This is a genomic window from Burkholderia sp. NRF60-BP8 (genome assembly GCF_001522585.2).
Lineage (GTDB): Bacteria > Pseudomonadota > Gammaproteobacteria > Burkholderiales > Burkholderiaceae > Burkholderia.
In genome coordinates this window covers 2,624,177-2,643,068 of sequence record NZ_CP013372.1, presented here as the reverse complement: position 1 = coordinate 2,643,068, position 18,892 = coordinate 2,624,177, and the positions used below count along the sequence as shown (strand labels likewise).

At 67.2% G+C, this 18,892-nt stretch carries 19 protein-coding genes; 6 read left to right on the top strand and 13 right to left on the bottom strand.

Annotated elements, in window-relative coordinates; all coding sequences use genetic code 11:
* Positions 1-6 precede the first annotated feature (6 nt).
* The 4 genes from WS54_RS12220 to WS54_RS12205 form a co-directional block, all read right to left on the bottom strand.
* Positions 7-1,059 carry a porin gene (locus WS54_RS12220; protein ID WP_059780129.1) on the bottom strand — a complete coding sequence of 351 codons (1,053 nt, stop codon included), beginning with the start codon at positions 1,057-1,059 and terminating at the stop codon, positions 7-9.
* A gap of 82 nt (positions 1,060-1,141) precedes the next feature.
* Positions 1,142-1,942 (bottom strand): enoyl-CoA hydratase/isomerase family protein, encoded by an 801-nt coding sequence (locus WS54_RS12215; RefSeq protein ID WP_082725013.1) that lies wholly within the window; start codon positions 1,940-1,942, stop codon positions 1,142-1,144.
* Positions 1,939-3,159: a CaiB/BaiF CoA transferase family protein gene (locus WS54_RS12210; protein WP_059780128.1), complete on the bottom strand. Its 1,221-nt coding sequence runs from the start codon at positions 3,157-3,159 to the stop codon at positions 1,939-1,941. Before WS54_RS12210 ends, WS54_RS12215 begins: the two co-directional genes overlap by 4 nt.
* A gap of 76 nt (positions 3,160-3,235) precedes the next feature.
* Positions 3,236-4,018 (bottom strand): crotonase/enoyl-CoA hydratase family protein, encoded by a 783-nt coding sequence (locus WS54_RS12205; protein ID WP_059780127.1) that lies wholly within the window; start codon positions 4,016-4,018, stop codon positions 3,236-3,238.
* 134 nt (positions 4,019-4,152) lie between these two features.
* Here WS54_RS12205 and WS54_RS12200 point away from each other — a divergent pair, with 134 nt between their 5' ends.
* The 4 genes from WS54_RS12200 (at position 4,153) to WS54_RS12185 (ending at position 6,774) form a co-directional block, all read left to right on the top strand.
* On the top strand, positions 4,153-4,917 hold the full coding sequence (locus tag WS54_RS12200) for an IclR family transcriptional regulator (protein WP_059780126.1): 765 nt from the start codon (positions 4,153-4,155) through the stop codon (positions 4,915-4,917).
* A gap of 166 nt (positions 4,918-5,083) precedes the next feature.
* On the top strand, positions 5,084-6,136 hold the full coding sequence (locus WS54_RS12195) for a CaiB/BaiF CoA transferase family protein (RefSeq protein ID WP_059780125.1): 1,053 nt from the start codon (positions 5,084-5,086) through the stop codon (positions 6,134-6,136).
* Positions 6,137-6,254: 118 nt separating this feature from the next.
* Positions 6,255-6,503, top strand: a complete 249-nt coding sequence (locus tag WS54_RS12190) for a type II toxin-antitoxin system Phd/YefM family antitoxin (protein WP_034205945.1) — start codon at positions 6,255-6,257, stop codon at positions 6,501-6,503.
* Positions 6,493-6,774: a type II toxin-antitoxin system RelE family toxin gene (locus WS54_RS12185; protein ID WP_059780124.1), complete on the top strand. Its 282-nt coding sequence runs from the start codon at positions 6,493-6,495 to the stop codon at positions 6,772-6,774. The genes WS54_RS12190 and WS54_RS12185 overlap by 11 nt, the downstream gene beginning before the upstream one ends.
* A gap of 56 nt (positions 6,775-6,830) precedes the next feature.
* On the opposite strand, the gene WS54_RS12180 is transcribed toward WS54_RS12185, so the two are convergent.
* Positions 6,831-7,274 (bottom strand): PaaI family thioesterase, encoded by a 444-nt coding sequence (locus WS54_RS12180; protein WP_059499490.1) that lies wholly within the window; start codon positions 7,272-7,274, stop codon positions 6,831-6,833.
* 281 nt (positions 7,275-7,555) lie between these two features.
* Between WS54_RS12180 and WS54_RS12175 the strand changes: the two genes are divergently transcribed.
* A complete protein-coding gene (locus WS54_RS12175; protein WP_059780123.1) occupies positions 7,556-9,175 on the top strand; it encodes a methyl-accepting chemotaxis protein in 1,620 nt (539 codons plus the stop codon).
* On the opposite strand, the gene WS54_RS12170 is transcribed toward WS54_RS12175, so the two are convergent.
* Complete coding sequence (locus tag WS54_RS12170; protein WP_059780122.1) at positions 9,148-10,257, bottom strand: AGE family epimerase/isomerase; 1,110 nt, start codon at positions 10,255-10,257, stop codon at positions 9,148-9,150. The two genes, WS54_RS12175 and WS54_RS12170, sit on opposite strands and share 28 nt — an antisense overlap.
* Positions 10,258-10,371: 114 nt before the next feature.
* Between WS54_RS12170 and WS54_RS12165 the strand changes: the two genes are divergently transcribed.
* Positions 10,372-11,070 carry an MgtC/SapB family protein gene (locus tag WS54_RS12165; RefSeq protein ID WP_059780121.1) on the top strand — a complete coding sequence of 233 codons (699 nt, stop codon included), beginning with the start codon at positions 10,372-10,374 and terminating at the stop codon, positions 11,068-11,070.
* Between the two features lie 329 nt (positions 11,071-11,399).
* Here WS54_RS12165 and WS54_RS12160 read toward each other — a convergent pair whose 3' ends face one another.
* The 7 genes from WS54_RS12160 to WS54_RS12130 all read right to left on the bottom strand — a co-directional run bounded on the left by WS54_RS12160 (position 11,400) and on the right by WS54_RS12130 (position 18,876).
* The gene (locus WS54_RS12160; protein WP_059780120.1) at positions 11,400-12,638 is read right to left on the bottom strand and encodes a cation:proton antiporter; all 1,239 of its coding nucleotides are present in this window, start codon (positions 12,636-12,638) and stop codon (positions 11,400-11,402) included.
* A gap of 67 nt (positions 12,639-12,705) precedes the next feature.
* Positions 12,706-13,962 (bottom strand): benzoate/H(+) symporter BenE family transporter, encoded by a 1,257-nt coding sequence (locus WS54_RS12155; RefSeq protein ID WP_082725012.1) that lies wholly within the window; start codon positions 13,960-13,962, stop codon positions 12,706-12,708.
* A gap of 48 nt (positions 13,963-14,010) precedes the next feature.
* Positions 14,011-14,775: a thioesterase II family protein gene (locus WS54_RS12150; RefSeq protein WP_159086672.1), complete on the bottom strand. Its 765-nt coding sequence runs from the start codon at positions 14,773-14,775 to the stop codon at positions 14,011-14,013.
* A gap of 13 nt (positions 14,776-14,788) precedes the next feature.
* Entirely contained in the window at positions 14,789-15,220 is a 432-nt protein-coding gene (locus tag WS54_RS12145; RefSeq protein ID WP_059780117.1) for a VOC family protein, read from the bottom strand.
* Between the two features lie 38 nt (positions 15,221-15,258).
* The gene (locus WS54_RS12140) at positions 15,259-16,200 is read right to left on the bottom strand and encodes a chlorinating enzyme (protein ID WP_059780116.1); all 942 of its coding nucleotides are present in this window, start codon (positions 16,198-16,200) and stop codon (positions 15,259-15,261) included.
* 7 nt (positions 16,201-16,207) lie between these two features.
* Positions 16,208-18,004 carry a non-ribosomal peptide synthetase gene (locus tag WS54_RS12135; protein ID WP_059780115.1) on the bottom strand — a complete coding sequence of 599 codons (1,797 nt, stop codon included), beginning with the start codon at positions 18,002-18,004 and terminating at the stop codon, positions 16,208-16,210.
* A complete protein-coding gene (locus tag WS54_RS12130) occupies positions 18,001-18,876 on the bottom strand; it encodes an alpha/beta hydrolase (protein WP_159086671.1) in 876 nt (291 codons plus the stop codon). The genes WS54_RS12135 and WS54_RS12130 overlap by 4 nt, the downstream gene beginning before the upstream one ends.
* Positions 18,877-18,892 lie beyond the last annotated feature (16 nt).

Below are 18,892 nucleotides of genomic sequence, written 5' to 3'. Positions count from 1 at the left end.
ACTCCGTCAGAAGCGGTGGGCGATGCCGAGCGCGAACACCTGCTCGGTGCCGCCCGGATGCGGTTGCAGACCGGCGACGACGGTGTTGCGGGCGTCGCCGCCGTTCTTCATGTAGAGATAGCGTGCGTAGAGCGACGTCCGCTTCGACAGCGGATGGTCGTAGCCGACGCCGAGCGCGGTCGCATCGTTCGCCGAGCCCTTCACGTCGCGGCGCACGAGCGACACCAGCATGCGATCGAGGGCGCCGACGTCGATCGACGCGCCGACACTCGCGGTCGAGAACGCCGGCAGCCGCGCCGCCGTGCCGACGCCGTACAGGAACGCGGCGTACAGCTTGACCCGCGCGAACGCGTAATTGGCCGCGAACACGTAGTGGCGGGTCGTCGACGGGGCGACGACGGGCGCCAGGCTGCCGGCCGACGTATCGCCCTGGAAGCCGGCGCCGACGTAGAGGCCGCCGATCCGGTACTGAAGCCCGGCGCCGTAGTTGCGTCCGGCCTGCGTCGATAGCGCATTCGGCGTCGGAAAGCCGTACGTGGCCATCACGCGCAGGCCGTTCCAGTCGGGGCTCAGATACGACGCCGCCTGGTTGAAGCGCGGAATCGGCGGGGTCGTGTTGCTCGTGATCGTGTCGGTCGACGTCGCGAGCAGCGCGAGCGGCGACATCCGTTCGTTGAGCCCGAACGGATCGCCGTCGTACACGACGTAGAACGCGGGCGTGTATTGCCGGCCGAGCCGCAGGTCGCCGTAGCGCGTGTTCCGCAGCGACACGTACGCCTGTCGGTAGAACAGCGTACCGCCCTGGAACGATCCGTCGGCCGGCGAGAAGCCGCTTTCCAAAACGAATTTCGTCGACGTGCCGCCGCCGAGATCCTCGACGCCCGTCAGTCCGAAGCGGCTCGTCGACGAGCCGCCGCCGCTTTGCCGCACGCTCGACAGGCTGCCGATGCGATCGAATTCGACGTAGCTGTCGACGATCCCGTACAGCGTGACCGACGACGCGTGCGCCGACGTGGCGCACAGCACGCACGCGCCGACCAGGAATGCTTTCCGTTGCATGAAGGTGTCTCCGTCCATGTTTTTGGGGCGCGCCCGCGTTCTGGGAGCGGTGCGCGCCGGGGGCCGCGGTGCCGTGCCGGGCTCAGCGTCCCTTGAACACCGGCTTGCGCTTTTCGAGAAACGCGCGGGCGCCCTCGATCCGGTCCTCGCTCGCGTAGACGTCGGGGCCGACGTCCAGCCGCAGCGCGGCGGCCACCGGCAGCCCCTGGCTGCGCGTCGCGGTTTCCTTGATGCGGCGGATCGTGAGCGGCGCGTTCGCGGCGATCGTCAGCGCCAGTTCGCGCACGGTGTCGTCGAGCGCGGCGCCGGGCACGACGCGGTTCAGCAGGCCGGCGCGCCGCGCTTCGTCCGCATCGAAGCGGCGGCCCGTGAACAGCAGCTCCATCGCGATCGCGCGCGGCAACATGCGCGGCAGCAGCACGCTCGCGAAGTTCGCGCCCATGCCGACCCGCACTTCGGGCAGCGCGAAGGTCGCGTGATCGGCGGCGATTCGCAGATCGCACGCGAGGGCGATTTCGCAGCCGCCGCCGATGGCGTAGCCGTTGATGGCCGCGATGGTCGGCTTGCGCAGCTCCAGGATCAGCTCGTGCACGTTGCGCGTGAGCCCGCGCATCGGCTGCATCCCGCGTATTTCGGGATCGCCGAGGTCGACGCCGGCACTGAACGCGCGTTCGCCCGCGCCGCGGATCACGATGACGCGAATCGACGGGTTGTCGTCGAGCGTGACGAGTTCTTCGCACAGGCGACGGATCGCTTCGGCGGACAGTGCATTGGCGACGTGCGGGCGATGGATCGTCAGCCACGCGATGCCGTCGGCGTCGTCGCGCAGGATCGACGGGGCATCGTCGCCGGTCGGCGAGGAGTACGAGCGCGCGGTGGTCATGACGCGCTCCCGGCGGCGTCCGCCCGCGTGTCGTGCAGCACGCCCGCCCGCCGCAACGCGTCGCGGCGCGCCGCATCGATCCCGAATGCGTCGAGCACGGCGTCGGTGTCGGCGGCGAACGGCCGGGGCGGCCGGCGGATCGCGCCGGGCGTGCGGGACAGCTTGGCGGGGATGCCCGCGCCGGTGTACGTATCGGTATCGACGAACATCGCGTTGCGCGCCGCCTGCGCATGGCCGAACGCGTCGGCCACGGTGTTGACCGGCCCCGTCGCGACGCCGGCGTGCAGCAGTCGCTCGACGACGTCGTCGGCATGCAGTTCGGCGGTCAACCGGCCGAGCAGCGTGTCGAGCGCCTCGCGATGCGCGACGCGCTGTGCATTGGTCGCGAAGCGCGGGTCGCGCGCCAGCTCGGGCACGCCGAGGGCCTCGACGAGCCGCGCGAACGTACGGTTGTTGCCGGCGCCGGTCGCGACCGGCTTGTCCTTGCACGGATAGACGCCGTACGGCGCGATCGCGCCGTACACGTTGCCGGTCGCGACGGGCACGTCGCCGGTCGCCATCCAGCTCGTGCTGACCGGATGCAGCATCGACAGCGCGGTGCTGAACAAGTCGATGTCGACGTGTTGCCCCAGGCCGGAGCGCGTCCGCTCGACGAGCGCGATCAGGATGGTGGAGACGGCGCTCAGGCCGGCCGCGTAATCGACGACCGGAAACGGCACCTTGAGCGGCATGCCGCCCGGCTCGCCGTTGATCGACATGAAACCGGCGAGGCCCTGCGCGACGGCGTCGTAGCCCGGAAACCGCGCGAGCGGGCCGTCGGTGCCGTATCCGGAGATCGAGCAGTGGACGAGGCGCGGAAAGCGCGCGCGCAGGCAGTCTTCGTAGCCGATGCCCCAGCGTTCGAGCGTGCCCTGCTTGAAGTTGTCGATCAGCACGTCGGCCGTTTCGAGCATGCGTAACAGCACGTCGCGCCCGTCGGGATGCGACAGGTCGAGCGCGAGATTGCGCTTGTTGCGGTTGAGACCCCAGTAGTAGCTGGAGATGCCGCTCGGCATCGCCGGCCCCCAGTCGCGCGTTTCGTCGCCTTGCGGCGGCTCGATCTTGACGACGTCCGCGCCGTGGTCGGCGAGCGTCTGTGCGCAGAACGGCCCCGCATAGACGCGGCTCAGGTCCACCACGCGCACGCCTGCGAGTGCGCCCTCGTTGTTGCTGGTCATGACGATGTCTCCTTCGTTGTGGATTCGACGGGCCGGCCGGCACGCGCCGGCTGCACGGCCGCGATGCGTCGCGGGTTCAGCCGCGCGCGGCGAACAGCGCGTTCACCGCCGCGCGATGTTCGGGGCTGGCGTGCGCGAACGCCTGGTACGACGCCGACAGGTCGAGCAGCGAGTCGAGGCTCGCGTGGCGGCCTTCGCGCAGCAGCCGCTTGGTCAGGCGCAGCGCGGTGCCGGAATGACGGGCGATGCGGCCGGCCAGTTCGTGCGCATGCGCGAGGAGCTCGCCATCGGGCACGACGCGCGACACGAGCCCGCAGCGCAGTGCGGCCTGCGCGTCCAGCGCGTCGCCGGTGAACGACATTTCCGCGGCGACCGCGGCGCCGACGATCCGCGGCAGGAACCACGCGCCGCCGTCGCCCGGCACGAGGCCGAGCGCGATGAAACTTTCCGCGAAGCGTGCGCGCTCGGCGGCGATGCGGATGTCGCACATGCACGCGAGATCGGTGCCGGCGCCGATGGCCGGGCCGTTGACCGCCGCGATGGCCGGCACTTCGAGGTGCTGGAATGCGTGCGCGAGCCGCTGGATGCCGCGGCGATAGCCGGTGCGGATCGCGGCGGGATCGTGCGGCCCCGCTTCCGCGAACGCGCGCATCGCCTTCACGTTGCCGCCCGACGAGAACGTCGTGCCGGCGCCGGTCAGGATCAGCACGCGGATCGATTCGTCGCGGTTCGCTTCGTCGCAGCAGTCGGTCAGCGCGTCGATCGCGTCGGTGTCCGAAATGGCGTTGCGGGTGTCGGGACGGCTCATCGTGACGGTCAGGATCGCGCCCTGCCGTTCACGGATCAAAAAGGCTGCCATGGTGTCTCCGTGTGTTCGGTGCCGCGGGGCTTCACGCCGCGGGCCGAAGCCTAGTATCGTCACGACGGTTGGCGGCGGGAAATTCCGTTCCACATACGTGGAAGGCCCGTGCCGGTCGCTGCGGAGAGGGCGGGATGAGCGGAAACGTGGTCAAGAGCGCGGCGCGCGTGTTCGAGGTGCTGGAACTCTTCAGCACCTTGCAGCGGCCGCTGAGCGTGCGCGAGATCGCCACGCGCTGCGGGTATCCGGGGTCGAGCGCGGCGGCGCTGCTGACCAGCATGAAGACGCTCGGCTACCTCGCGTACGACGACGCGACGCACGTGTATGCGCCTACCGCGCGGCTCGTCAATCTCGGCGAAGCGCTGGTCGATTCGGCGGCCGGCAGCCGGCGGCACTGGCATGCCGTCGCGAAGCGGGTGGCGGCGCGCACGCACGAGGCGGTCGTGATCGCGGTGCAGAGCGACCTGTACGTGCAGTACATCGATGCGGTCGAAGGCTCGCACTCGATTCCGGTGCAGTTCTATGCGCCGATCGGCACGCGTCGCGAGATCTGCATGTCGGGACTCGGCTGGGCGCTGCTGAGCATTCAGCCGGACAGTACGATCCGCCGGCTCGTGTCGCGCAGCATCCGCCGGATCGGGAAGTCGGGCAGGACGATCGACGAGGACGTCGTGCTCGACAAGGTCGAACAGACCCGCCGGCTCGGTTATTCCTATTCGGCGCACACCGTCACGCAGGGCGCCGCGATGATCTCGATGGTGATCGCGGACGGCTGGAACGGATTGCCGCTGGCGATGGGCGTGGCCGGGCCCGTCGAGCGGATCGACCCGCATCGGGACGCGATCGTGCGCGCGATGCGGGCGGCGCTGGCCGGGCGCGCGGGCGACGGGCTTCGCTAGGGCGCGTTCACGCCTCTCTGTTCGGAGAAATTCGTTCGGGGGGCCAGCGCAAGCCCGTGATTACCGTGATCAGGCCCTGGCCGCGCGAAACCGGCGCGTGCATGCATTCGCATAGAATCGGAACGTTTCGCCGTTCCTGTCCCGGCTGCATTTCAGCGAGGTCGCCATGCCATTGAACGCGCCGCTTTCCGGCATCCACATCGTCGAGTTCGAGGGCCTTGGCCCCGGCCCGCTCGCGGGCTGGATGCTCGCCGGTATGGGTGCACGCATCACGCTGGTCGCACGCCCGTCCGGCCGCACGAGCGCGCCGGACGCGCTGCAGGCCCGCGATGGCGACCTGCTGCGCGAAGGCAAGACGATCGTCGAACTCGACCTGAAGACGCCGGCCGGGCGTGACGCCGCGCTCGATCTGGTCGCGCAGGCCGATGCGTTGATCGAAGGGCTGCGGCCCGGTGTGATGGAGCGGCTCGGCCTCGGGCCCGACGCTTGCGCGCGCCGCCATCCGACACTCGTCTACGGACGCATGACGGGCTGGGGCCAGCACGGCCCGCTCGCGGCCGCGGCCGGGCACGACCTGAATTACGTCGCGCTGACCGGCCTGCTGTCGCTGTCCGCGCCGCGCGACGGCCGGCCGGGCGTGCCGCCGACCGTCGTCGGCGATGCGGGCGGCGCGCTCGGGCTCGCGTTCGGGATCGTCTGCGCGTTGCTCGACGTGCGCGGCGGCGGGCCGGGGCGCGTGGTCGACGGCGCGATCGTCGACATCGTGTCGATGCTCGGGTCGCTGGCGCTGTGGGCACGCGCGAGCGGGCAGCTCGACGGCGCGCAGCCGAGCCTGTTCCACGATGCGCCGTTCTACGACGTGTATCGCTGCGCGGACGGCGAATGCGTGACGATCGGCGCGCTCGAGCCGCCGTTCTACGCGCTGCTGATTGAACGGCTCGGGCTGACCGACGTCGATCCCGCGTCGCAGTACGACCGGACGCGCTGGCCCGCGCTGAAGGCGCGTTTCGCGCAGGTGTTCGCCGGGCAGCCGTCTGCGCACTGGCGCGCGCTGCTCGAAGGCACCGACGCGTGTTTCGCGCCGGTGCTGAGCGTGGCCGACGCGGCCGTGCATCCGCACAACGCGGCGCGCGGGATCTATCGGACGGACGAGCACGGCAACGTCCGGGCGCGGGTGGCGCCGCGGTTTATGCCGCTGGCGGGGGACGGGGCCGAGTAGGGGTATCAAACTTCACGGGTCGAGAGCGAATTCGGTACCGCCTGTTTGGCACCAAATATCACGCTAAATATAGTGTCAAATAAAGTACAATGTAAATTCGATCGAAAAAGGAGCAGACATGCCCCATACCATCCTGGCTAGCGTGACGGCGAGCGTCTCGGAGCTGAAGCGGAACCCGATGGGAACCGTGGCGGCGGGAGAGGGGTTCCCGGTCGCGATCCTGAATCACAACGAACCCGCGTTCTATTGCATTCCGGCGAAGACATGGGAGGCGATGGTCGAACGTCTCGAAGATATCGAAGACAACGTGCTGGCCGACTCGCGCGCCAAGGAGAAAGCCGTCAAGGTCAAGTTGAATGACCTTTGAGCTCGCCTTTCTCGAACCTGCGTTGAAGGAGTGGAGGAAGCTCGATCGCACCATTCGCGATCAGTTCAAGGCCAGACTCGTCGAACGGCTCGAGAACCCTCGCATTCCTTCGGCGAAGCTGCACGGTCATCCGGACCGCTACAAGATCAAGCTGCGCAGTATCGGCTATCGCCTCGTGTACGAAGTGCGCGATGCGGAAGTCGTCGTACTGGTAGTCGCGGTGGGGCGTCGCGAGCGCGATGCGGTCTATCTCGCCGCGATGAAGCGCTAGCGCGACACGCGCTGCGTGTTCGGCGTTCTCTCATTGACCTCGCGACGGGCGTCGTCTCACGCCGTTTCCTCCGGCCTGTCCGGCACCTTTCCGTCGCCGACGCGATTGATCGTGCCTTGCGCGATCGCGACGAGCCGCTCGTGATCGCCGTCGATGACGAACACGTGACACTGACAGGTCGCCTGGTGCCGGCCCGCGTAGACGAGCTTCGCGCGGGCGACCAGCGTGCCGTTCACGGCCGGCCGGAGGTAGTTGATCTTGTATTCGGCGGTGATCACGCGCGGACCGAGCACGAGCGCGCCGGCGAACGTCAGCGCATTGTCCGCGAGATAGCTGATGACGCCGCCGTGCACGAAGCCGTGCTGCTGCCGCAGTTCCTCGCGTACGGGCAGACACAGCGACACTTCGTTGTCGCCGATATGCATCAGCTCCGTGCCCAGCAGCATGCTGAACGGTTGCGCGCGCAATGCGCCGCGCGCGTGGTCCGTGATGTCGGTCATCGAACTTCCTTCCAAATGAGTGCCCGCTTGCGCTGAACTCTAGGAAGGGGGCTGCGGATAAGCAAGGAAATTCGTTCGCGTTTCGGGCAAATTCCGGTGCGATGCGACGCGATTATTGCGCCGAATACCCAAGATCTTCCGCGTTTGCGGGCGATTCGACGCGAATGCGCGTGCGAAGCGCGCGATTGACCTGCGTTGCCGGCAATCCGCCTAAAGTCCGACGAAGAAATGCCGCTAATGCCGGGGCATTGCCTCATCGTCCGCTCTCCAGGAAATCCTCCATGTTGGGAAAAATCAAGCTCGCGTCGGGTCTGCTCGGCGTGTTGACCGTGTTCTGTCTCTTCCTGTTCGCGATCGAAGCGCTCGGCTTCTGGACGCTCGCGTCGACGCGCAGCGGCGTCGACGATCTGTCGAACGTCGCGATCGCGCAGGTCGACGCGGCCAGCCGGGCGACCGAGCAACTGCTCGACGCACGCATCAACCTGTCGCGTGCCGGCACGCGGATGGTGCGCGGCGGCCCGAAGCCCGAAGACATCATCCGCCACGCGGGCGCGTCGCTCGCGGAAGCGGACAAGGCGTTCGCCGTGCTGACGGCCGCGCAGCCGGTCGACGACACCAACCGCGCACGCGTCGCGGCGCTCGCCGAACGCTATCGTGCGCTGCGCGGCGCACTGGGCGAACTCGTGCAGTTCCTCGACGCCGACAACATCCAGGCGTTCCTCGACCAGCCGACCCAGGGCTTCCAGGACGCGTACATCGCCGAACTGCATCGCTTCACCGACTATGGCGGCACCTCGAGCCGCGCGGCGCTCGACACCATCGACGGCGGCATGCTGTGGTTCAAGTCGGTCGGCATCGTGCTGCTGGTGGCGATGCTCGCGGCGAGCGTCGCGATCTACGCGGCCGCGCGGCGCGCGGTCGTCGCGCCGCTGGAGCAGGCCGGCCGTCATTTCGAGCGGATCGCGCAGGGCCGTCTCGACGAAGCCGTGCAGGCGGGCGGCGTGTTCGAGATCGACCGGATGCTGCGCGGCCTCGCCGCGATGCAGACGAGCATCGCGGGCACCGTGCGCACGGTGCGCCACGCGTCCGATGCGATCCACCTCGGCGCGGGCGAGATCGCGGGCGGCAACGCCGACCTGTCGGCGCGTACGGGCACGCAGGCCGCATCGCTCGAGGAAACCGCCGCGAGCATGGAGGAACTGACCGCGACCGTCCGGCAGAACACCGACAGCGCTCGTGCGGCGAGCGCGCTGGCCGACGCGGCGCTCGAAGCCACGAGCCATGGCGGCGGCGTGGTCGACAGCGTGATCGACCGGATGCGCGGCATCGCGCAGAGCTCGGGGCGGATCGCGGAAATCATCTCGGTGATCGACGGCATCGCGTTCCAGACCAACATCCTCGCGCTGAACGCGGCGGTCGAGGCCGCACGGGCCGGCGAACAGGGGCGCGGCTTCGCGGTGGTCGCGGGCGAAGTGCGCTCGCTCGCCCAGCGCAGCGCGCAATCGGCGAAGGAGATCAAGGCGCTGATCGAGGATTCGGTCGCGCAGATCAACGGCGGAGCGGAACTCGTCGAGCGCGCCGGCGATGCGATGCGCTCGGTGTCGGCGTCGATCACGCGGGTCGTGCAGACGATGGCGGAGATCACGGCGGCGTCGGTCGAGCAGAGCGTCGGGATCGAGCAGGTCAACCAGGCCGTCACGCAGATGGATCAGCTCACGCAGCAGAACGCGGCGCTGGTCGAGGAAGTCGCGGCCGCCGCCGCATCGCTGAACGACCAGACCGCACACCTGATGCAGGCGGTGTCGGTGTTCGAGCTGGGCGACGGACGCGCCGCACCGGGCGGCCGCGCGGCGCCGTCGTTCGCCGCGACGGGCTACGAACCGGCCGGCAGCGCCGCGTAGGCGGTCGCGAGGTGGTAGGGCGTCGTCGACGGCATGTCGGCGCGCGACACCTGGCCCTCCGCCGTCTTGCACTCGAACCAGCCGCGCGGATGCAGGAAGCGCGCGGCGAACCGCTCGATCTGGCGCGCGAGCGGCGCCGAGGCCGGCGTGCCGCCGTGCGTCGCGAGCGCGCGCAGGTATTCGGTCTGCGCCCAGATCCGCTGCGTGCCGTCGATGCATGCGCCCTGCGCGTCGAGCGCCGCGCACACGCCGCCCGTCCGCGGATCGACGCCGTATTGCTCGGCGAACGCGAACGCGCGCGACAGCGCGGCGGGAAGTCCGGTCTGCGCGAGCCGCGCGCCGGCCGCGTCGACCAGATAGAACCATTCGAACTGATGGCCGGGCTCGAAACGGTTGTCGGCCGCCCCGAGCGGCAACTCGGCCACGCAGCCGGTCGCCGCATCGACGAACGTGCGCTCGACGGCCTGCGCGGTGCGCGCGAGCGCATCGTCGAACGCCGGGTCGCCGAACGCGTCGGCGGCCGCGAGCCACGCTTCGGTCAGATGCATCAGCGGATTCTGCAGCGCGCCGCTGTCGGATGACGAGAAATCGGCGTGGCGCGCGGCATCGAGCAACGCGTCGCCGTGGCGCGGCGCGAAGCGATCCTGGATCAGCGCGGCGGTTTCTTCCGCCACCGTGCGTGCGGCGGCGTCGCGCGACGCCGCATGCCATGCGGCGCACGCGAACACGACGAACGCGTGCGTATAGAGATCCTTGGTCGTATCGAGCGGCGCGCCCTGCGCGTCGACGCTGTAGATCCAGCCGCCATGACGCGGGTCGCGAAAGTGCCGGCACAGCGCGTCGAACAGCGTGGCCGCGTGCGCCGGGTCGCCGGCCCGCGCGAACACGAACAGTTGCCTCGCGCACGCCATTGCGCGATAACGGGTCACGGGCAGCGGCGCGTGGGTGGCCGGATCCACGGCCTCGAACGGCAGGTGCAATGCCGGGTCGAACCCTGAACCCCGCCAGATCGGCAAGACGACGTGCGCGAAATGGTGGCGCAGTTGGGCGGCCTGGGCGGAAGCGGAGTCGGAAACGGACATGGCGGGGTTGAGCGCTTGGATCGAAAACGTGTCGGCGCGGCCCGGGAATCGGCGCGGCCGGGGCCAAGGATAAAACATTCCGCGCGGCCGGCACCAAAAAAGGAGAGAAATCGGATGCTCAACAACCTGGAACTCGTGATGCGGCTCGTGCTCGCGGCGGCGCTCGGCAGCGTCATCGGCTTCGAGCGCGAGCGCCTGTCGTGGGCGGCCGGCCTGCGCACGCACATGCTCGTGTGCGTCGGTTCGACGCTGATCATGATCGTGTCGGCGTTCGGTTTCGCCGACGTGCTCGGCACCAGCGACCACGTCGTGCTCGATCCGTCGCGGATCGCCGCGCAGGTCGTGTCGGGCATCGGCTTCCTCGGCGCGGGCTCGATCCTGCTGCGCGGCGAGATCGTGCGCGGGCTGACGACGGCCGCGAGCCTGTGGTCGGTCGCCGCGATCGGCCTTGCGGTGGGGGGCGGGCTCTATGTCGCGTCGGTGTCGGCGACGATCATCATCCTGATCATTCTGGCCGGCATCAAGCCGCTGGAGCGGCGCTATTTCACGGTGCGTCAACGGCGCCAGCTTGCGTTGACGGTTGCGAGCGGCACGCTGACGTTCGATTCGCTGCACGCGGCGCTCGGCCCCGACAGTGCGCGCGTGAAGCAGTTCATCGTGCAGCGTGCCGACGACACGGGCGAGCAGGACGAGGTGCGCATCGCGCTCGCGCGGGTGTCGGAACTCGAATACAAGGCGATCTGCGACAAGCTGCGCGCGCTGCCGGGCGTCACGCGCTTCGAGAAAGGAAGCGGGCTGTCCGGCGATGAATAGGCACATCGGTGCTGCCTGCTGGATCGGTTGAACCAGTGACGAGGCATGCGACGATGGCTGGTCACCGATTCCGTTCGGCATCGATTTTGCGCGTGGGCCTGCCATCCGATATGACCTGCTAAATCGTTTCAATGAGGCCAATGAACTCAATGTGTTGGTGATGGCTTGGGCTCATCCTGTACCGATTTATCGAGTAACACGATATGGCAGGGTCAAACCGGAAGTACCGTCGCGCGTATCGAACGACCCTTTCTCCAGTTATGGGATTCCCCCTGTCGTTCCCGTGATGCCAAACTATTTTCATTGTTTCAGGGTTCGAGCCCGAGCGATCAGGCACCCGAACCCGACGCGCGGGTTGCGATGCGTGCGTGGTTGCGCGTCGCGAACCGAACGACGGGCGCTGTCATAGCGGTCGTCAGCAGTGCGAACACGACGAACATCGCGTAGACGGAAGGGGGCAGGATGCCGAGCTGGCGTCCAACCGACAGAACGATCAACTCCATCAATCCTCGCGTGTTCATCAATATGCCGACGATTGCCGCATCGTTGGAGGCCAGTCCGCCCAAGCGAGCGCCGAGGTAGGCGCCCCCGAACTTGCCGACGAAGCCGGCGATGAAGAAGCAACAGAACGGTAGCCACAAAGCAGTGCCGGCCGCGAATGAAATCGACGTCTGCGTACCGGCGTATGAGAAGAATAGCGGCACGAGCGCGAGGTGCCCGAACTCGCCGATCGTCCGCTGCCAGTGTTCGCGTAGGTCGGGTACCGAGCGCAGCAACAGGCCGGGCAACAGCGCGCCGATGGCCGCATGAAAGCCGAGACGATCGGTGGCCCATGAGGACAACGCGATGCAGCACAGCGAGAGTGTCAGCAATGCACGCGTTTGCCGCGCCGTCGACAGCTTGCGCGCAAACGGCAAGACTGCAGCGCGCGCGACGATGACGCAGGCGACGGCATAGCCCGAGAACGCGAGCAGCTGGCCGGCCCAGCCGATGCCATTTCCGACGTGCGCCATGCCCGCCACGACGATGAGTGCGGACCATCCGGCCATGTCCGTCAGAAGTGCCGCTGTCATCGCAGTTCGGGCGGCAAGATGGCTGTCGAGCGCGAGATCCCGGATGATGCGCGCCAAGACTGGCACCGCGGACACAGCCAGCGCGATACCGCAGAACAACGCATAAGGCATCGCGGACGAAGCTGGCGGCGACAGTGGCGCGATCCAGAGGGCGACGCCGATACCCGCAAGGAACGGCATGGCGAAGCCGAGCAGTGCGACCATGCCGGGCAGGGCCAGCATCGCGCGAGGGCGGCCGTGCGGTAGCTGGAGATGCATGCCGGTCTCGAACATCAGCAGGAGCAGACCGAGCTCGCTAAACCCGGCGAGTGTAGCCGCCGTGCCGGCACCGAACAACGCCGCGTGCAGGCCGGGGGCGAATGCGCCGAGTATCGAAGGGCTGAGCAGCAGGCCCGCAGCAATCTCGCCGATGACTTCGCATTGGCCAACGCGTACCGCAATCATGCCGCACAGTCGGCAGGCGGCGACGATGACGACGAACTGGATCAGCCACATGATGGAAGATGCGTCATATACGAATTCGAGGGTCGCGTCCGCGAGGTGCGAGGATGTCGTGCCGGCATCACCCCTCCTTGTTCCGTGCTGGGGCGCTGTGACGGGACCGGTCCGGACTCGCGGTTCCACTCGTGTGCGGTGTGATCGCCGGCCGTGCGGGATTCCACGCGTGCAGACAGATCAGGCCTGCGAGCAGCGACCAGAACGCGGCGTCGATACCGAACCACTCGACGCCAGATGCGGCCACGACGAAGGTGACGAGCGCGGGTTCACGCGCATCGCCAGACGAGAACGCCGCCGACAGCGAGCTCGACAGGATGCCGAATAGCGCGACGCCCGCGATCGCAGCGAGAACGGACGACGGAAGTATCGCAATCACCGTGACGATGACGCCGCCGAGCAGTGCGACGACGAGATACCACGCACCGGCGGCAACGGCGGCGAGGTAACGGCGCGATGGCTCTGGCAGCGCGTCGGGGCCGGTGCAGATCGCTGCCGTGATCGACGACAGGCAGATCATGAATGCCCCGAACGGAGCGAGCATCACGGTCATGAGCCCGGTTCCGCCGACCAGCGTAGCCGACGGGGGAGCGTAGCCGGCCGCCTTCAGTACCGCGACGCCGGGAAGATTTTGCGACGCCATGGTCACGATGTAGAGCGGGATCGCGATGCCGATGCAGGCCGCAATGTCGAGACGAGGTGCGATCGGCACGAGGGCCGGCCACGAAACGTCAATCGAGTGCGATGCCCCGTGTGGCGCGAGGCTCGCGGCGATCAGCCCGGCAAGCAGGCACGCCGGCACGGCTGCGCGGGGGCGCAGTCGCTTGAACAGCAGATAGCACACGAGAATCGGTGCGACCAGTACGAGGTCATCGTGCAACGACGCGAATACACCGATGCCGAACTTGAGCAGAATGCCTGCGAGCATCGCTGAGGCAAGCGGTGCCGGCAGCGCATCGGACAAACGCGTGAACATGCCGGTTGCGGCGGTCAGCACGACTAGGACGCCGGCTGCGATGAACGCTGCGATCAGCTCAGGCGGGGCGTAGTGGCCGGCGGACGTCGCAAGTAGTACCGCGCCAGGCGTCGACCACGCTGTGACCACCGGCGTTCGGTACCGGACCGAGAACGCGATGCTCGTCACACCCATCCCGATGCAGAGCGCGGTGAGCCACGACACGATCTGTGCAGGCGCCGCATGCGCGCTGGTCGCAGCGCTGACGACGACGGCGATCGAACTGCTGATGCCGACGAGTACGGCGATGCCTCCCGATGCGACAGCGGGCAGCACGGCATTGAAACGGGAGGCGAAGGTCGGTGGCATGAGGGTTCGGATGGAGAGGGTTCGGGAGGGCGAGCGCGACGTGAGCGATCACGGCGATACGATCGAATCGAACACGGTCGCGAGCTCCGAGCGGAGCAGCGCGAGAAAGCAAGCGGTGTTCTGATATGGAAAAAAATGCCCGCCGTCGACCCATACGTTGCGGAATTCGCGACGCGTATAGCGGCGCCAGGCTTCGACCTCGGCAGCGTCCACGAGCGAATCATGCCGGCCGTTGACGACCGTGATCGGGATGTCGAGCGGTTCGATGCTACGACCGATCGTGGCGTGGTTGAGGTGGTAGTCGGCTCGAATGCGCGGCAGGAAGGCCGCCAGATGGAGGGGCTCCGCAGCGAGCGGTGCCGGCACGCCGCCCATCCGGATCAGTTCCGTCACGAAGGCATCGTCTTCGAGTGACAGCATGTCGACCGGATAGCGCGCGTGCGGAGGCAGTCGTCCGCTCAGAATCAACTTGAGCGGCATGCGCGCATGGGCGTCCGTTCGGCACAGCGCAGCGGCCAGTTCAACGGCGAGCGCCGCGCCCAGGCTGTGCCCGACGAAAACGCTTGGCAACGGTGACAACGCGTTCAGGTCCGTGACGAGGGCGTCGATGAGCGGATCGAGCGATACGGTGCTGGGCAGGTGTGCACGCGTCTCGCGCCCGGGGAGGCACAAGGCCCATGATTCGATCTCCGGCGGTAGCTGTTCAAGCCATCCGCGACAGGCCGATGGGCCGCCTCCGCCATGAGGAAAGTAGACGAGCCGCAGATACGGTGCCGTCCCGGCCGCGAGCTTGACGAAGCTGGAATCGTTCAATGTGCCCTCCAGGCTAGTCGCTACCGGTGATCTCGAACAAGCCGAGATGATCGTGATACATATGGTTTGCATGGAATCTGCGGTGTAGCGGTGTCGCCGGATACGGAATCGTCGCCGGCGACGACACCGACAGCGCACCGGCTGCGAGCAATGCCTCGCGGGTCGCGCCGAAGGTGCCGGTCCTGAACGCAGCGTGATAGAGCACGGTCGATGCATGCGCCAGCAATCGACTCACGCTGCTGGTCGGCGACGCCGGTTCGACGATTTCGACGATATCGCCGCGTGGCGACATCATTTTCGAGATCGATACGCCGAAGCGTTCGAGCGGCTGCTTGTAGACGACCGTACTGAACCCAAGCATCTCGAGCAGGCGAATCGTCGCATCGGCGTCGCGCGTCGCGTACGCGATGTGGTCGCAGCCGCAAAGCGGACCAGCTTCGTTCATGGATCGTTTCTCCTGCATGATCGGAGCGCGACGTCGGCTCAGGATGGGACCGGCTCGGCACGGCCGACCGGAAAGGGCGTGCCGGCGAGATTCACGCGGGCGACGCGATTGCCGTGCTGCTGGTTGCGACCGGCAACTTCCACGACGCCGAATCGGTCGAGACTGTACTCTCCGCCGAATTCCTTCACGAAGTCGGTATCGGGATAGACTTTCACCCGGCCCGGGACATAGCGCGCGACGTAGCCGATACGCGTCTTATCGGCGGTGACGTTCGGCTTCGACGCATGCATCAACATCGAACGGAATATCACGAATTGGCCGGCATTCATCACCATCGGGATCGCCTGCGATTCGTCGGGTTTCCAGTCGCGGTCCTTCTGCAATACCCGATAGTCGTAGCCGTTGAAGCCGCGCTTGACGCCGTCTTTCACCACGTTGGTGTTGAGTTGTGGATCGAACTGCATGCCGATCGATTCGTCGTAGTTCATCTGCCGGTGCGTGCCGGGGATGAACAGCATGCAGCCGTTCGCCTCGGTCACGTCGGTAAACGCGGTCCATACATTGATCGCCCCGCCGAAAGGCTCGTCCTTCGGCCACACGAGTTGCGGTTCGCCGGATGCGTGGCCGAATGTATCTGCCTGGTGCCAGTCGGTCCCTTCCGCACCCGGATACTTTGGGATGAATTCGCTGCGCCAGCACAGTACGTCCGGGCCGAGGATGCCAACGAGCCGATCGACGATCTCGGCGCGGCACACATGGGCGCTCAGCGCGTCCAGATCCAGATGGCGATCGTAGTTCGCGATTGCGCTGTCGAGCGGCGCGTCATAAGGTGCGAAACGCCGCTGGAACAATTGTCCGCGCAATGCTGCATACAGTGTCTTGGCCTGATCCGGTTCGTACAGCGTGAAGGGCCCCAGATAGCCATCGCGGTCAAATTGCTGGATTTCTTCGCGGGTGAGGCTGAAGTTGCCGGTAGTCATGGAGCACCTATGTGGAGGGTTGGAAGCGGTCCAGCAGTCGGGATGCGTAAACGTCCGCCCAGTCGAGCGGTGTGCGCGCTGCGACGAGCGCTGTCATCGGCACCGAACAGTCCAGCGTGCGATCGATATCGATCTGGACGCTCACGGCGGTGAGCGACGATGCGCCTCGATCGAATACGTTGTCGTGCCATTCGAGGCCAGGTGCATCGAGATGTTTGCGCCAGCTGTCGAGGACGCAGCCGAGGCGGGCGGGAGCGTCGGTTGCGGTAGCGTCGGTAGCGGCATCGTCGACCGATGCTTCCGGCCCTGTGTACGATGCGGCGAGCCGCGCTCTGTCGACTTTGCCGTTCGGCGTAAGCGGCAACGTATCGACGGCAACGATCGCGGACGGGACCATGTAGGTGGGCAGCGCACGTTCCAGTGCGTTCCTGACCGACACGGCTGTCGCGCCGGACTCGGGCGCCAGCTTCACGTGTGCAACGAGATGGCGGTTCGACGCGTGCGTGCCGTGCAGCGTGACCACCGAACCGGTCACTCCGGCAACCGCGTTGATGCGAGACTCGATTTCCTCGGGTTCGATGCGAAAGCCGCGCAACTTGACCTGATTGTCGATGCGACCGACAAAGTACAAATGTCCGTCGTCATCGGTCCGGACCAGATCGCCGGTCCGATAGAAACGCTTCGGTGGCCGTTGCGTATCGTCGATTTCGAACGCGTGTGCGTTGAGCGCGTCCTGACCGAAATAGCCGCGCGACAGGCCCGTGCCGCTGACGAGCAAATGGCCGATACGCGTGTCGCTCGACGCATCGTCGGCGACGATCCGGATCTCGGTGCCGGCAATCGGTCGGCCGATGGGGATCGGATCGGTTACGACGGCGCCGGGCTCGATCAGGTGGCACGTCGTGTAGACCGTGTTCTCGGTTGGCCCATACCCGTTGACGACCGATGTCGATGGGCAGGCGGCGAGTACGCGGCGTACCGGGCCTGCGTACAGCGATTCTCCACCGGTCAGTACGACTCGAACGCCTCGAAAGCATGCGGGCATCAGGTCGGCGATCAGATGAAACAGCCCTGTCGTGACGAGCAGGACGGTGATCCGCTCGTCGCGCACCGCGCGCGCAAAGGCAGCCAGATCGAAGGTATCGGCCGTGTGCACGACGAGTGTTGCGCCATTGAGTAGCGGCGCCCAGATTTCGAAGGTGGATGCATCAAACGACAGGTTCGAATGATGGAGGATCCGATCGTCCGACGTGACGGCCAGATAATGCTGCGGCGTGACGAGTCGCGTAATGCCCTGGCGGGGAATGACGACACCCTTGGGTTTTCCCGTCGTGCCGGACGTATACAGGATGCAGGCGTCCTCGGCGTACACCCTTGGCGGCGAGGTATGCGCGCATGGCGATGCGGCCAGCGTATCGAACGCGATCGTGCGGCCGGGAAGCGCGCGACGTGAGGCCACGGGGACGCGTGCGACGATCGTCGCTGCCGGCGCGGCAGCCTCCGCGAGCAACCTGAGCCGAGCCTCGGGCAGCGTCGGGTCGAGCGGCACGTAGACGCCTCCCGCCTTGAGCGTTGCAATTGCAGAGACGATGAACGCGCGGCCGCGCGGCAGGCAGATCCCGAACCGTCGGTTTTCCGGTGTCAGGCACGGTGCGATCCGCTGTGCGATCGCGTCGGTTTCGCGATCGAGCGCGGCATAGGTCAGAGCGCCTTCGGCGTCGCTGATCGCGATCGCCGAAGGTTGCCGTGCAACCACGGCCGCATATTGCTCGACGATATCCGGGAAGACGAGGAGGGGCGTCATGACGGCGCTCCACAGCAGTCCGTAACGTTACAGTCGGTGAGAAAATCCACGACGGCATCGACCACGGCCGGATTCGCGTGCGGGAAGTCGTGATGCTCACCGGCTGCGGCGAGCGTCAGGCATCCGGCGGGCAGCAAGTTGGCGATCGTCTGCGCGGCGGCAGCCGCGGCGACGCGGTCGGTCCGCGCGGCATATACCAGGGTGGGCACCGCGATGCGGGAAGCAAGGCGTCGCGTGTCGATGCGCTGCAATGCCGCGAGCGTCAGCGCATACCCATGCAGTACCGCCACACTGCGGAACGGATAGCGCAATGCCTGCTCGAATGCGGGCGCATCGTCGCGCACGCGCTGACTGTCCATGCAAAGCCGATACAGCTCCGGCACGGCGTCCGGGCCGGCGGCGAGCTGCGCCACGAGCCGTCGCATGTCGCGTTCGTACTGCGTTTGCGGCGCGACGTCCGGCGGAAGGAAGTAGGCACCGCTGACGAGTGCCAGTCGCGTGACCAGACGCGGACGAGCGACGGCGAGACGCATCGCGAGCGGCGCGCTTGCGCAGTAGCCGATGCAGCACAGGCCCTCCATCGGCCAACCGTAGCGGTCGAGTAGGCCGATGCAATCGCCGACATGCATATCGCTTTCGCAGGCGACGGACGGGAGGCCATTCCGCGGTGGCGATCCGGCAATGCAACGTAGCTCCCATGACAGCACGTTGAAACGCTCGCCGAGCGTCGCGAGCGCCGAATCGAGCAGCCGGGGGCTTGCGCCGGGCGGCGGCATGACGACGAGATTGGGGCGCTGCGGTTCGCGACGAGTGCGGGTTGTATGCGTTCGCGTGCCGTCGGGCAGAGTGACGCAATCGTGGAGCAGGTCCATGAAGCGTTGGCGACGT